Origin of the sequence: Paenibacillus sp. LjRoot56, from assembly GCF_964253335.1 — a bacterium.
Classification (GTDB): domain Bacteria; phylum Bacillota; class Bacilli; order Paenibacillales; family NBRC-103111; genus Paenibacillus_E; species Paenibacillus_E allorhizoplanae.
Window position 1 is genome coordinate 214,845 of sequence record NZ_CAXURV020000002.1, and the last position, 15,359, is coordinate 230,203.

11 protein-coding genes are annotated in these 15,359 nt (G+C 44.3%); 10 read left to right on the top strand and 1 reads right to left on the bottom strand.

Annotation, left to right across the window (positions count from 1 at the left end; translation table 11 throughout):
• Positions 1-378 precede the first annotated feature (378 nt).
• The 4 genes from ACSQ8O_RS13825 (at position 379) to ACSQ8O_RS13840 (ending at position 5,402) form a co-directional block, all read left to right on the top strand.
• Positions 379-1,494 carry a slipin family protein gene (locus tag ACSQ8O_RS13825; protein WP_436242136.1) on the top strand — a complete coding sequence of 372 codons (1,116 nt, stop codon included), beginning with the start codon at positions 379-381 and terminating at the stop codon, positions 1,492-1,494.
• A 310-nt stretch (positions 1,495-1,804) separates the two neighbouring features.
• Positions 1,805-3,226: an RtcB family protein gene (locus tag ACSQ8O_RS13830; protein WP_436242137.1), complete on the top strand. Its 1,422-nt coding sequence runs from the start codon at positions 1,805-1,807 to the stop codon at positions 3,224-3,226.
• Positions 3,223-4,530: an AAA family ATPase gene (locus ACSQ8O_RS13835; RefSeq protein ID WP_436242139.1), complete on the top strand. Its 1,308-nt coding sequence runs from the start codon at positions 3,223-3,225 to the stop codon at positions 4,528-4,530. Before ACSQ8O_RS13830 ends, ACSQ8O_RS13835 begins: the two co-directional genes overlap by 4 nt.
• A gap of 59 nt (positions 4,531-4,589) precedes the next feature.
• Positions 4,590-5,402, top strand: coding sequence for a TatD family hydrolase (locus ACSQ8O_RS13840; RefSeq protein WP_436242140.1), 813 nt, complete (start codon positions 4,590-4,592; stop codon positions 5,400-5,402).
• Positions 5,403-5,446: 44 nt separating this feature from the next.
• On the opposite strand, the gene ACSQ8O_RS13845 is transcribed toward ACSQ8O_RS13840, so the two are convergent.
• Positions 5,447-6,286, bottom strand: coding sequence for a helix-turn-helix domain-containing protein (locus ACSQ8O_RS13845; RefSeq protein WP_436242141.1), 840 nt, complete (start codon positions 6,284-6,286; stop codon positions 5,447-5,449).
• A gap of 206 nt (positions 6,287-6,492) precedes the next feature.
• Between ACSQ8O_RS13845 and ACSQ8O_RS13850 the strand changes: the two genes are divergently transcribed.
• The 6 genes from ACSQ8O_RS13850 (at position 6,493) to ACSQ8O_RS13875 (ending at position 15,350) form a co-directional block, all read left to right on the top strand.
• Entirely contained in the window at positions 6,493-8,298 is a 1,806-nt protein-coding gene (locus tag ACSQ8O_RS13850) for a family 43 glycosylhydrolase (protein WP_436242142.1), read from the top strand.
• A gap of 84 nt (positions 8,299-8,382) precedes the next feature.
• Positions 8,383-10,161, top strand: coding sequence for a cache domain-containing sensor histidine kinase (locus ACSQ8O_RS13855; RefSeq protein WP_436242143.1), 1,779 nt, complete (start codon positions 8,383-8,385; stop codon positions 10,159-10,161).
• Positions 10,162-11,757, top strand: a complete 1,596-nt coding sequence (locus tag ACSQ8O_RS13860) for a response regulator transcription factor (protein WP_436242144.1) — start codon at positions 10,162-10,164, stop codon at positions 11,755-11,757.
• 118 nt (positions 11,758-11,875) lie between these two features.
• The gene (locus ACSQ8O_RS13865; protein ID WP_436242145.1) at positions 11,876-13,459 is read left to right on the top strand and encodes an extracellular solute-binding protein; all 1,584 of its coding nucleotides are present in this window, start codon (positions 11,876-11,878) and stop codon (positions 13,457-13,459) included.
• Between the two features lie 27 nt (positions 13,460-13,486).
• Entirely contained in the window at positions 13,487-14,443 is a 957-nt protein-coding gene (locus ACSQ8O_RS13870) for an ABC transporter permease (RefSeq protein ID WP_436242146.1), read from the top strand.
• Positions 14,444-14,456: 13 nt separating this feature from the next.
• Complete coding sequence (locus tag ACSQ8O_RS13875; RefSeq protein ID WP_436242147.1) at positions 14,457-15,350, top strand: carbohydrate ABC transporter permease; 894 nt, start codon at positions 14,457-14,459, stop codon at positions 15,348-15,350.
• Positions 15,351-15,359: the final 9 nt, after the last annotated feature.

The window sequence follows — 15,359 nt, forward strand, 5'->3', positions numbered from 1 at the left end:
TATACTGTAATGTTCATTTCGACTTACATTCCCCAGGTGCAGGGGTTCGAATCCCCTATCGTGTGGAACGATTAGCTCAGTGGTAGAGCACTCGACTTTTAATCGAGCAAAAAAATATTCTTAATTGATCGTGTACGGGAGTCTTCAGTGGCTTTCACATCGCACACTGCGCTACGGCTTTGTAATCTGCAGATACCGATGGCAAGAACGATTAAAACCTTTTGTTACTAACGGGAAGATAGATGGTTTACAAGTGAGAACCCAATATCTCCAACTCATTTCAAATGGCTTTCTTCATTCCTTGCATTCTTAAGCAGAATTCCGCCTTCATCGCAGGGAGACTCCAACTACGTGATCTAACACTCAAGGAGGTTTAACATGTTTAAAAAAGTAACGGTACACAATGACGAACGAGGACTGCTATTTCGTAAAGGCAGCTACTATAAAAGCTTACAACCTGGCACTTATCGGCTGTCACCATTTTCGGATGATCATGTTGAGATTTTAAATATCATGAACGCTTTTCATGTAAAAGGGAAAGATCTTCAGTTGTTTATGCATGACGACATACTCAAAAAAGAGCTGGATATTAGGCAGGTTCAAGACAATGAATATGTTCTGCATTATGAAGATGGCAAATTCGTTGGCTTGTTGACAGCTGGAAGATATGCTTTTTGGAATGTATTGAAAGAGCACACCTATCTTCGGGCAGACATACGTAATCCTGAATTGCCCAATGAGATTGATCCAGCTATCATTCCTAAGCTCATTGGTTACTATCAAACATTTGAAGTAGCTAGTCACGAAAGTGGAGCCTTGTATTATAACCATGTCATGCAAAAGGAGCTTGCTCCCGGCAAATATTATTTCTGGAAGGGACCTGTCGGAGTCTCTGTGAAAACCGTCGACCTTCGACAACAGCAAATGGATATGACAGGGCAAGAAATGATGACAGAGGATAAGGTCACTCTGCGACTTAACTTTGTGTGCCAATATCGCATTTTGAACGCACTTCGAGCGCTTGAAATCAAGTCGTTTGAAGAGCAAATGTACATTCAACTGCAGCTTGTATTACGTGAGTATGTCGGTACTTTGAAATTAGATGATTTGCTGAGAATGAAACAGGAAGTTACTACCTACGTGTTGTCACGCTTGAATGAGAAAAGTCTAGATTATGGTGTGCAATTCTTGTCGGCGGGTGTGAAAGATATTATTTTGCCAGGTGATATGAAGGATATCCTAAATACGGTCCTGTTGGCTGAGAAAAAAGCTCAAGCCAATCTCATTACGCGGCGCGAGGAGACGGCTTCTACGAGAAGCTTGTTGAATACGGCTAAGCTTATGGATGAGAACCAAACCCTCTTCCGACTGAAGGAGCTTGAATTCCTGGAGAAGATCTGTGAGAAAATCGGGACGATTTCTTTTCATGGTGGAGGCAACTTATTAGAGCAATTGAACTCTTTTGTTGGAGATAGAAACCTTTCTAAGGACTGATAGATTTTATTAATAGGTATGATCATTATAATTAATCTTTCCGCCGCAGATGGATTGACAGTTCTTGGCTTTGACTCGTATGATGTTTGTAAATGAATGGAAAGGAGGCCGACGATATGATTCGCAATCAAATTTCTATGAATAACCTGACAACTGAAAAGCACTTCATACCATCGGTCTCAACCGGACTTGTGACGAATACGTAGGTACTCTTTGAGTTAGCCTATTTAAATTTGACATGAAAAGCCGTAGACGATGTTGGTCTACGGCTTTTTTGCGTCCAGATATCAAGAAAAGAGGAACAAAACGAATGAAAGAAAATTATTATCAACAGGTCCAGCTCCCAGCGGGAGTCGTCCATGTATACGCAGGACCTGAGTTATTTAAAGCGTTGGATTATCAAGTATTTCAGATGGCCAACAACAATTTGCAGATACCTAATCAAGTGTATATGAGTTATACGCCTGACGTGCATGTCGGTGTTGGTACTTGCATTGGCACGACAGCGGTATGGCATACGAATAACGGATATGTATCACCGTCTATTGTTGGCAGCGATATTGGCTGTGGCATGCGCGTGCATATGACGAATTTGCATAAAGATGAGCTGAAAGATGTGAAGCTGCGCCGCAAACTGGTAAAGACGATCGAGAAGTATTTACCCGTTGAGGATCACGCACGCGGCCATTTCTCTGACATACGACTGGAACACATCGTCACCAAAGGGCTGCATGGTCTACCGAAGAAGTATATTCCGGATGGCTATACGCCTCGAAAGGCAACATCGCTTACGCATGTTGAGAGCAGTAAATTTACCTTGGATGAAAATGCATTGAATCGATTTCCAAGTCATGTTTGGCATCGGTCACATCGACAGCTTGGGACACTTGGGAATGGGAATCATTTTGCGGAGATTCAGTCGATAGAGATTGCGGAAGAGAACCGAGAGGTGGCTGAAGCCTGGGGACTATTTGATGGTCAAGTGGTCATCATGATTCACTCGGGTTCGCGTGCATGGGGTGGCTCTGTGAGCCAAACTTGCAGCAGTGATATGTTGAAGGTGATGCGGATGAACGGATTAGGAACAGCCGATCCTAAGCTCTTATTTGCACCTTTGGAACATCCGGAAGCGCAGACTTATGTCAATCTGATGTATTCTGCACTCAATTATGCGGTTGTCAATCGCCATCTGATTGCCTATGCCATTCGTGAGGCTGGTAAAGATGTGTTTGGCTCGAAGTTTGAAATGACGACCCTGTACGATCTAATGCATAACTATGCATGGGAGGAAAAGCATGAAGGGCAGTCCTATTTTGTTCATCGTAAAGGGGCGACGAGGTCACTTCCAGCTGGGCATCCTGATAACCCACATCCTTATCTCACAACAGGTCACCCTGCGCTGATTCCAGGTTCAATGGGGACGGCTTCCTACATTATGGTAGGAGCACCGGGTGGCAAAGCCAACTTTCACTCCATCTGTCATGGAGCAGGGCGAATTCGCTCACGCAGTGCGACGAAAAGATTGATAACGCTGAATGAATTTGCCTCTTCCATGCGAGTGGGTACGGATGATGAAATTGTCGTAAATCATAGGTCGTTAGAGTCGATTCTAGATGAATCGCCTCAAGCTTACAAAGATGTTGATCAAATTATTGAAAGTGTCGTCGGAGCGGGTTTGGCTGATGTTGTTGCTAAATGCAAGCCTATGGCGGCAGTAAAAGGTGCGAAATGAGACATGTACAAAGTATAAAAACAAATGAAGAGACAGCGGCAGTAACAGCTCCGATTAGGCCGGAAGGCAACTCGCCTAAAGCCTATGGGGACTATGTGTATGTATTAGAACGAATTCAAAACGTGCTGGGGAAGAAGTATGGCCACGACTTTGAAACCTATTTGAGTGATGATAGGAAAGAAGAGTATTGGGAACTGCTTGAACAAGATGTGAAGGCAGGTTCAAGTGATGTGCAATTTGTCACTAGAATCTACGACCGTATGGAGTCACGTGCGTTCGGAATTGATGACGAAAGTGATGCTGCATATCGAACGTATCCTACCCTGCGGAATAATGTGTTTGCTTACCCGTCCTGGGGAATTGCTTTAGCTAGAGTACCTATCTTTCGTATGAATGGCGTCGGAGAAGAGGATTTTGTTTTTGCTGTCGATGATGCGAGTTTACTACGTTTTCTAGAACACGCTCGGCAGCGGCGCAGGGATTTAGACCGTCGACAAGTGACCGTTTTCACGGATGGACCTCATGGCATGGAAAAAGAACTGGCGCCCATAACACGCATGGTTGATCGTTCAGAGGTCATCATGAAGAGCGAAGTGAAAACAGATATTTATCGCGCTATCGATCAGTTTTTTACGGAGGATCGCGCTTTTTTCAAAGAGTATGATCTTCCTTACAAAAGAGGAATCCTTCTCTATGGGAAGCCTGGGAATGGAAAAACGACGCTCGTCAAATCGATTGCCGGCAGCGTAAAAGCGCCTGTTGCTTATTGGCAAATAACGGAGAATACCGGTAGTGAATCTATTCAAGATGCGTTTCAAGCTGCTGCAAAAATGGCGCCGATGATTCTTGTGATTGAAGATATCGATGCGATGCCGCAGCGGGCAAGGTCGTACTTTTTAAACATTTTGGATGGTGCGACTTCCAAAGAAGGGATATTCCTCATTGGGACAACGAATTATCCCGAGCAAATTGATCCGGCCCTGATGAACCGGGCAGGGAGATTCGACCGTGCTTACGAAATCAAACTCCCAGACCTAGAGCTGAGACAGACCTATTTGGAGCAAAAGGGGATAGGGAAACTTTTGAGTGAAGCCTCAATACTCTTGACGGCGAAGCAAACAGAAGGGTTTACTTTTGCCCAGTTAAATGAATTGTATGTATCCGCTGCACTTCAGTGGCATTATGAGCAAAGCGTGGATATCGAGAAGCTAGTGAAATCGATGAAGTCGGATCTGCATAAAGGGCAGACGATGTCATGGATGAAAGAAGAGTCGGATGTGAGGGTTGGATTTTTGGTAAGTTGAGAAATGTGATATTAACAATAAATTTAAATTAGGACGTGATTGAGATGTTACAGGGTAACATGCAAACAAAATTTAATAATCAACTCATCGACATTGGTGTTAATTTGATGCATCGTTCCTTTGATCGAGACCGCGAAGACGTGGTTGCGAGGGCAATAGAAGCGGGAGTGACCCCACTCCTCTTGACTGGAACAAGCTTAAGAAGCAGCGATGAAGCGTCGCGATATGCAGGTGAATTTCCTGGGAAATTATTTGCAACGGCAGGGATCCATCCGCACGACACGCGCAATTGCAAGGAGCATACGATGGATAAACTGCGCAAGTTGGCGAAACTGCCTCAAGTGGTTGCCATTGGTGAATGTGGACTGGACTATAACCGTGATTTCTCACCTCGCGATGTACAGCGGAAATGGTTTGAGGAGCAGATTAAGCTAGCCTGCGAAATGCAAACGCCGCTTTTCTTACATGAGCGAGAGGCTCATTACGATTTCGTTCGTATCATGAAGCCGTATGTCGGTTCAATCAATAAAGCTGTTGTCCATTGTTTTACGGGATCTCTGCAAGAGCTTCACGTATATCTGCAACTAGGATTCTATATTGGAATCACGGGCTGGATCTGCGATGAACGTAGAGGCAAGCATCTGCGTGAACTTGTTAAGCAAGTACCGCTAGATCGTCTAATGCTTGAAACAGATGCTCCTTTTCTCACACCGCGAGATTTGCCCGTAAAGCCGCAGGATGGCCGGAATGAGCCCGCTTTTCTTCCGCACATCGCAGCGACAGTTGCAGCATGCCTTGGTAAAACTGCTCAGGAAGTTGCGGATTCAACAGCGCATACAACAAAGGATTTTTTTGGATTGATGAATAGGTGAGGATCTCCCCTGAAGCTTTAATGGGAGATCCTCCATCTCCTCACCTATCCACTTTGACTAAATATCCGACGAAAGTCGCTTGGTCTCACACTGGTTTTGCTATGGAACAGGTTCGAAAAATAATGCGGATCATCATATCCCAGCTTATAACCAATATCGCTAATAGTTAGTCTCGTGTCGAGCAGCATTAGCTTAGCGGATTCTATTTTCTTAGTAATCACATAATTATAGATGGTTGTTCCGACTTCTCGTTTAAATAAGCGATTCATTTGCTTCATAGAAAGGCCAATATGGGAGGAGAGCCCTCGCGAGTCGAAGGGATGAAGGATGCTGTTATCCAGAAATTGCTTGATAGCTTGTACGGTTGATGTTAAGGCATTGCCTCTTTTACGTAATGTTTCAGAAAGGCCCACGATCATTCGCATGAGGATGATTTGAAGCTCGCATTGCATGTCCTCGACGGATTTTTGTTTTGCGGCTTCAATGGCCTCTTTAAACAGATGCTCTAACCCGCTATCCTGCGTCACGATATGTGGAAGCAATTGATAAGCTTCGAGCATTTTTAGGATCCAGTTTCCACTAATATTAAGCCAGATGTAGCTCCATTGCTCCTCATGATGGATGTCCGAGGTAACCTCGTGGTAGCATCCTGCTGGCAGGATAAATATGTCGCCCTCACAAGCTGTATGGGATTGGGTACCGACCCTAACAACGCCTTGGCCTGACAATACGAAACCGAAAACGGTAATCGTTGCAAGCGTTCGAATATTCCTGTAATCCTTTTCACAATAATTAATTCCCAAGAACTGAACACTTAGAGGAGGAGGCTCTCCTACTAATGGCAGGTGATAGATAGGCCCAGACTTACCAGGTTTATTTAGCATTACTTGTATATGGGGTTCCTTCTTTCATTATTGGTAAGTAGTCTTGTCGTAGTTTCATCTTCCGGTAATTTTACCAAGAACCCATGATGAAGCACAACAGCTTTATTTGATTTCAGATGTCCCTTTTCCTCACCTCACGTACCTCTTTCTCTATTAAGCGTTTGTACAAAGCACGCTATACTTATCTTACAAACACAACTAGGTAGATGAAAGGAATCATCAAAATGAAAAGCGATTTTCTCATGCAGCCTCCGCATCCTGAGACGGAATGGTCCGCATGTACAGGCTATTCGGAATCTGCCCTACCCATAGAACGAATTTTGGATATCTCGTTAAGAGATGCGAGTATTTGTAAGGGACCGGATCATAGATACTATTTGACCGGAACGACAGATGGCTTAAATATACAAGTGTGGACATCCTCCGACTTAACATCATGGAGCGGTCCAGCAAACATATGGAGCTTGGAGCAAGACGGCACATGGCAGAAGGCGAGCAGTGGTTCTAACGGTATTTGTGCTCCGGAAATCCACTATGTGAAAGGGACGTTCTGGATTACTTACGGGTTAAGTGAAGGCGGCACGGGATTGCTCCAAAGCTTGTCTGCTTCTGTCCAGGGCCCATTTCGGGATATGGGGAAAATAACAGTTGACGGGCAGGATGCTTCGCTGTTCGAGGATGATGACGGAGCGGTTTATTGGGTTTACGGAAACGGCAACATCGCCCGAATGACGGAGGATCTGACAGGTCTCGTGGAATTACCTCGCATGGTAGAAGTACAGCCTTGGAAGGTTGCGGGGAGGGAAGATCATCCCTCGTTTAGTCAGCATTTGCAGGTAGGATCGTATGGGGCTTTTTTATACAAAAGGGACGGGTATTACTACATGTTTTGCGCAGATGCTCTTGCTAGGATGGGGAGCGATGCTGTAGATACCTTTGTCGCGGTGAGTGAATCGATCTATGGTCCTTACAGCAGGCGGTATTTGGCACTTCCTCATGGCGGTCAAATCTCCTTATTTACGGATATAGACAATCAGTTGTATGCCTCTTTTTCTGGATGTGGCAGCTATTCACTGGTCGAGCATTATCCTTCCGTAGTACAAATGTCCGTGGTGAGATCAGGTTTAATAAGACCAAGTGAGGACATATTGCTTGAAAAAGGTGGGGTAGGAACGCTTAAACCCATCGCTGACTTCCCGATTCGTGATCCGCATATTAGTATAGGGCCGGATGGAACTTATTATTTGACGGGGACTTCGGATAAGCCGCATCACAATTTTTGGGATCGAAATAACCAACTCCACGTATGGAGTTCGGCAGATTTGAAGGAATGGAAGCATGTAGCGAAGGTATGGGATTTGTCCGAAAATGGTACTTGGGAGAATAACATTTATGAGAACCCTTGTCTATGGGCACCAGAGATGATCTATCTGTACGATACATTCTGGATCACGTATTCACTTCAAGGCGGAGGCACGGGGATGATTAAAAGCATAAGCGGACTTGCGGAGGGACCCTATATCGATATGGGGCGAATGACGAATACGGATATTGATTCCAGTCTGTTTCAAGATGAGGATGGTCAAGTGTATTTTGTTTGGCAGGACGGTAAAATTGCCAGGATGAAGTCGAATATGACGGGATTTGCGGAAGATCCTCGCAAGTTGTTATGTACGGATGGGCAGCGTGTTGGCTACGAGGGTGCCTTCATCGTGAAATATAAAGGCAAGTATATTCTGGGTGCGGCAGAATGGAACGGTGATAAACGCGTCGACGGTACCTACGATTTGATGTATGCGGTAGCGGATGAGCTGTACGGCCCGTATACCCCAAGACGATTGGCAGTTCCACATGGCGGCCACGGAACGATGTTTATTGATCATGACGGCAGACTCATGTCTACATTTTTTGGCAACGACCGCACTGCGCCATTCCGGACGCGTCCAGGAATTATCGAACTTCATGTCGAAGAGGATGAAGCGGGGCTATGCATCGAGCCTTATTGTGAGTAAGATAAATACATGAATCAAGCTCTGGACTGGGCTGGGTTCATGTTTTTTCTTTTGCTAGTTGAAATGGAAAGGAGCTACCCGTTCATGAAGTTGTTCTCTATCAAAAAGCTGATTTCGCCTACGGTGAGCATTCAGGGGAAAATCTTTGTAGCATTCAGTCTGGTTACGTTAATTGGCATCGTTGCTGTGACTAGTATTGTTTATTTATATATGAGAGAAACTGTGAAGAATAATGCGATTACTTCCGTTAACGAAAGCATAAGGCAGGCGGACGAATCATTAAATCTCCGCTTGGAGGAGGTTAGTCGATTAAATACGGTCGTTGCTACGAATAAAACAGTGCTGGATACGCTGCTTAGCAAGACAGAGGAACCAAGCTACGAGTGGTTTCAGGAGCAAAAACGGATCGAGGAATTTTTATCGGCTTTGATTGCTTACAAATCCTACATTTCACGAGTGGCCGTCATTGGGTTGAATCAAAAGGTGTTTTTCGTCGGTTCTCCTTGGCTTGACAAGAACGTGTTATTCTCACCGATGATGGATGCTTTACTTCAAAATGGCTCAGGCCATGCTTATTTTCATCAAACAGGCTTCAATAACTCCATCGTTACCGGTCGAGAACTCCGTTATAACCGAAATTTAATCGGTATGGTGATGTTCGATCTCAATGACGAATTTATTAAGAAAATCTATGATGTCAAACCGACACCGGATAGTATGCTGTATGTTGTTGACAGGAAAAACGAATTCATATATGAACCTCAAAAGAGTGTGTTTGATAAGGAAACCTTCTTTCAATTCAATCAGCAGCTGGCTGGAACGGACGGTTCGGTTGAAAGAGTTATTAACCAGCAATCTTACCTCGTCATTACTCGGAAATCGGACTATACAGGATGGTCGACAGTGGCGCTCGTTCCGATGAAGTCTTTATTGACGGAAACGACGCGGATTCGTAATGTACTAGCGACAGTAGCTATTATTGTGTTTGTGATTATCGTCATAGGGACGCTACAAGTTTCCTCCAGAATGACAAGAAATATTCGAAGGTTAAGATCGATGATGATGCATGTTATGGAAGGCAATATGACACTTCCAGCAGTCGAAATTCATTCGAAAGATGAAATAGGGCAGCTATATCAGGTATTCAAAAGCATGGTTGAAGAATTAAAGCGTTTACTTGAAGGGATAGTAACAACCGAGAAAGAGAAGCGTGAAGCGGAATTGGCCGTTTTACAAGCTCAAATACGTCCGCATTTCCTCTATAACACGCTGAATACGGTTAAGTATTTAGCCAAGATTAACGGAGTGCCGAATATCGTAGAGGTATCAGAATCCTTAATAGAGCTGATGCGCGGCGTTCTTGGGAATACGAATGAATTTCTTACGCTGCAAGAAGAATTGCAGTACGTCCGCAGTTACGTGACCATTGAAAAATACAAATATGTAGAGCCTCTGCAACTGAATATCGATGTCGAAAATGAAGAGCTTTTACAACATAGCGTTCTGAAGTTAATGCTGCAGCCTCTTGTGGAAAATGCCATTCTTCATGGATTATCGGCCTCGAGGTATGAGGGTGTGGTGTTGATTCGGATTTATGAGGAGAACAAAGAGCTGAGAATCGAAGTGAGAGATAACGGCAAAGGGATGTCCCAGGAACAGATCGAGGCGCTGTTTGAAAGGAATAAAGTCCAGACGAATACACGCTTTAGTGGTATGGGTGTTCAAAATGTCCATGAACGCATTGTACGCTTGTTTGGGGAGTCATACGGCGTGTTTGTTTATAGTGAACCCGATACGCATACGACTGTGCAGATTAGATTTCCATTACTGCCGGTTAAGAATCACTTGCCTCAGGAGGGATGAATGATGTTTCAAGTATTATTAGTTGATGATGAGGCGTTGGCGCGTCATGACGTGAAGAGTATGTTGGATTGGGAAAAGCACGGGTTCACGATATGTGGTGAGGCGTATAACGGATCTATGGCACTTGCCATGATGGAACAGATGACACCGCATATCGCGATCTTGGATGTGAGCATGCCGATCATGAATGGGGTAGAGCTAAGCCGGGAGATCAAGGAAAGATTTCCAAAGGTTAAAATGATCATGTTGAGCAGCTTTGACGACTATGATTATGTTCGGACTTGTCTGATGAATGGGGCTATTGATTACTTACTCAAACATAGATTACAAGCGTCAGCTCTGCTGACACTTCTCGATAAAGCGGTTCAAGAGCTGCAGAGTGAAGAAGCTCGAAACGCGCATAGCAAAATGATTGAACACCTAAGTCCGGTTATTCTTCGCGAGCATGTAGCTAATTTGGCTAGAGATACTGTTGATGCTAGTGAAGTGCTGCAGGTTTATGCACGTGACAATCAGCTCTATACGAATTCAATTAATTATGGATCTGCTGCCGTACAAATCGTTCCTTTTCTGTTGTTGACGGAGACTTTAACCGATGTGCAGAAGAATCGTTTAGTGCTTCAAGCGATCGAAGTCATCCAGATGGCGATTGGCGATGTTCAGAAACGGACGGTAGGCTATGTAGGGGAGGGACGTTTTATCGTCTTGTTTTCCTCAGAGGAGCGAAGTGAACATGCGGTTACGACGCAATTGAATCAAGCCATGAGTGCGCTATCGCATTCCTTAGAGAAATTCCTTAACTTAAAATGCGTTTACGCGATAGGGCCGCTTTGCGGAAACTTGCGACTGGTTGGTCCAAGCTACATCAAAGCGAATCAAGAATTGAACGTCCAACACGATCAGGATCTAAACGCATCCATATTGAAAGCCTCTCCAAGCATGAAAGAACAGAAGCAGCTGCTTCTTTATCTAGAGCAATCCGATGTCGAGCGAGCTAGCCAATTCATTACGACGATATTTGCTGAACTGCGCAGGCAGCCTGTGTATGGGTTGACCGTACAGATCATAGTTAGTGAACTGCTACATCTCGTTGAAATGGCATGGAAACGGCATAATCCGCAGACTGCTTTAGAAGATACCGAGCATATCCCCACAAGGGCAGAACTTGGACGTATGGGAAGTGTCTCTGAGCTTGAGCTTTGGATGGTAAACTACTATGCACGCCTTGTTGAGGCTATCAAGAAACAGCGTGTAGGAGGCTCATATTCGCGCCATATAACGAAAGCACTGCAATATATAGCTGACAACTATTCTACTAATATTTCCTTGGATATGACGGCGAGTTCACTTAATCTGAATGCATCGTATTTAAGCAGACTGTTCAAAGAGGAAATGCAAATGACATTCACCGAGTATTTGAACCGGGTTCGCATACAAACAAGCTGTATGCTCATGGAGTCAGGCAAGTATGCGTTGAAACAGATCAGTAGTGAGGTCGGGTTTGTAAGTTACACTTACTTTTTCAAAGTTTTTAAAAGTATTACAGAGATGACGCCTCAGGTGTATATGGATCAACTGAAACAGTCAAAAAAGTAGAATGGAAAGTCATAAATGTTGAATCGCTGGAAAGTGATAATTCCTTATACTGAGAGCAACCCTTAGAAAACGCTTTCTAAATAGGGCAAGAAAACAACTTGATCGGAGGAACAAAAGCATGAAAAGAAATTGGGGGACAGTACTTTTCTCAACGTTAGTTATTTCCAGTTTGACACTTTCCGCTTGCAGTTCGGACACATCTAGTAAAGAAAATGAGGGTAAAACCCCGGCGGATGAGCCAAAAGGTGTTGCTACAGCAGGTTTTCCTATCGTTAAAGAGCCGCTAAAGCTAAAAATGTTTACACGAATCGCGCCGTCCAATGGGCCTTTTAAAGATATGCCAGTGTTCCAGGACTATGAAAAAATGAGCAATATCCAAGTTGAATTTATTGAAGCGCCAACAGATGGCTTCCCTGAGAAAAAGAACCTGTTGTTTGCCTCGAATGAGCTTCCTGATGTTATGTATCGCTCGGCCCTTACGCCTTTAGAGGCAACTCGTTATGGTTCTGGTGGTCAATTAATCCCACTGGAGAAGCTGATAGAAGCTTACGCACCTAACTTGAAAAAATTAATGGAAACGTATCCAGAGATTCGTTCCGCTATTACAACTCCCGAAGGTCATATTTATGCGCTACCAGGTATTGTGAGTGTCAACTCGGCCAGAACCGATAAAAAATGGATAAATCAAGCATGGCTGAAGAAGTTGAATCTGAAGGAACCAGAGACGACGGATGAGTTGTACGAGGTGTTGAAAGCTTTCCGGGATAAAGATCCCAATGGCAACGGCAAGCAGGACGAACTTCCAATGACGGCGCGTAATGGCCTCAGTATCGTACCGATCATGGCTGGCTCTTTCGGTCTAGACTTCCAATTAGGGTATAACATTAACCTAGAGAATGACAAGGTTAATCTCTGGATGGGAAGCGACCGGAATAAAGAATTATTGATGTATCTGAATAAGCTGTATGCGGAAAAGCTGTTGGATACAGAGCTATTTACGCAAAAGGAAGCGCAATATCTGACGAAGCAAGGGACGGGAAATACGGGCTTCTTCTTTGATCAGACGAACAATCCGATGTTGGATGGGAAGGTTCAAGATCAATATATCGGCATCGCACCGCTTAAGGGCCCGCATGGCGATAGATTGCAATTAGCCGCTCCGGTACCGAGAGATTTTGGCGCATTTGCGATCACATCGGTAAATAAGAATCCGGAAGCAACGATGCGCTGGGTTGATTATTTCTATGGTGATGAAGGATCCACCATGCTGCGATTCGGACGTCTGGGTGAGAATTATGAGTTAAAAAATGGGATTCCTTATTACACGGATGCTTTCTTGGCTACTGGCAATCAATCCAAGATCACCCCTTACGCTGGAGGCGGGGCACCGCATTTAATCAGTGATAAGGTTGCTTCATTCATTAACCCACCGCAAGTTCAAGAAGCACAGAAGAAGCTTGATCCATTCATGCCGAAGATTCGCTATGCAGCGCCTATGTTTGATGAGCAAACAGCGCAACAGATCAATATACTTCGTAACGATATTGATAAATATTACGAAGAGCAGAGCACGAAATTTATTGCCGGCGCCCTGAGTTTTGATAAATGGGGAGAGTTCCAGAATACATTGAAGAAAATGAAAATGGATGAACTGCAGAAGCTGTATCAGGTCGCCTATGATAACCTCAAACAGCAAAAATAAGCACGACTGACGGCTGGAGGGCTACAGATGAACAATACAGCAAAGACAGCAGGCGTTGCGTCTCGAACCAAATCGAGGCGCTCCAGCCTCCTTAAAACATTAAGTAGTCGCTATGATCTCTACTTGATGCTGCTCATTCCCATTGTATACTACCTTGTATTCCATTATGGCCCCTTATATGGTTTGCAAATTGCGTTTAAAAACTTCAGTCCGGCGAAAGGGATTAGCGGAAGCGCATGGGTGGGTCTTGATCATTTCCAGCGATTCGTAGAATCCTACTATTTCTGGCGGTTGTTATGGAACACGATCTCGATTAACTTATTCTCTTTGTTGTTTGCGTTTCCAATCCCTATTCTACTTGCCTTAATCGTTACCGAAATCGGCAATAAATCATTCAGTAAAATTGTGCAAAACATTACGTATATCCCGCATTTCATCTCCATCGTCGTCATGGTAGGGATGCTGATGTTGTTCTTATCTCCGCGTGGCGGTCCTTTGAATGCCATTATTGAGGCGTTGGGCGGAGATCCGGTTCGATTTCTCGATTCGGCAGCGTGGTTCAAGCCGATCTTCATTAGTTCGAATATATGGCAAAATATGGGATGGCAATCGATTATCTATATAGCAGCTCTCGCCGGAGTTAATCCGCAGCTGTATGAAGCGGCCAAGATGGATGGCGCCAGCCGGATGCGGCGCATTTGGCACGTATCCATCCCAGGCATACTTCCGGTTATCGTCATTTTGCTTATTCTAGATGTAGGACATTTCATGAATGTCGGTTTCGAGAAAATTTTACTTATGCAAAATAATTTGAACTTAGATTCCAGTGATGTGATTTCCACTTTCGTGTACTCGACAGGTATTCTAAAAGGCGAATACAGCTATACAGCAGCTATTGGCTTGTTTAACTCTGTCATTAACCTAGCATTATTATTACTCGTGAATCGCTTTGCCCGTAAAAAGGCGGAGACTAGTCTTTGGTGAGGAGGGACCTGTGATGCAGGAACAAATGCGCAAGACAAGGAAGTCGGATGAGAAAGTATTCGATGCCGTGGTAAACGGACTAGCATTCCTTATCGTCGTGGTGGTCCTGTACCCGCTCCTATTTATCGTGAGTGCCTCCTTCAGTGATCCTGCGTTGGTCTTGAATGGGGAAGTGATTTTGCTGCCTAAACAGATCACCTTAGAGGCCTATCGGAACGTCTTTCAAAACGAGCAAATATGGAACGGATACGCAAATACCATTTTGTACACGGCAGTAGGAACGATTATCAATTTGATCATGACGACATTAGCGGCCTATCCGCTGTCGAGACCTGACCTTCCTGGGCGGGGAATTTTCATGGTATTCATCACGCTAACCATGTTTTTCAGCGGAGGGCTTATCCCGTCTTATCTCCTTGTAAAAAATTTAGGCATGGTGGATACGATGTGGGCATTAGTCATTCCAGGCGCAATTGCCACGTATAATTTGATCGTGATGAGAACCTATTTTCAATCCAACATCCCTTGGGAGATTCAAGAAGCGGCCCATATGGACGGATGTTCCAACTGGAAGTTATTAACCCATGTCATCTTACCGTTATCAAAGCCGATTATGGCGGTGATGGTCTTATTTTATGCGGTTGGTCACTGGAATTCCTTCTTCAATGCCTTGATTTATATTCGCAGCAAAGATTTATACCCGTTACAACTGGTGTTGCGTGAAGTACTGATGGTTAGTCAAGCCGACGTAGTGGACAGTAGTGTAGGTCTTGAATCCAAAATCCTATTGGCTGAAAGCATCAAATATGTCGTCATTATTATTTCCAGCTTACCTGTATTACTGATGTACCCTTTTGTACAAAAGCATTTTGTGAAAGGCGTTATGATTGGTTCATTAAAAGGATAAAGAATGGAA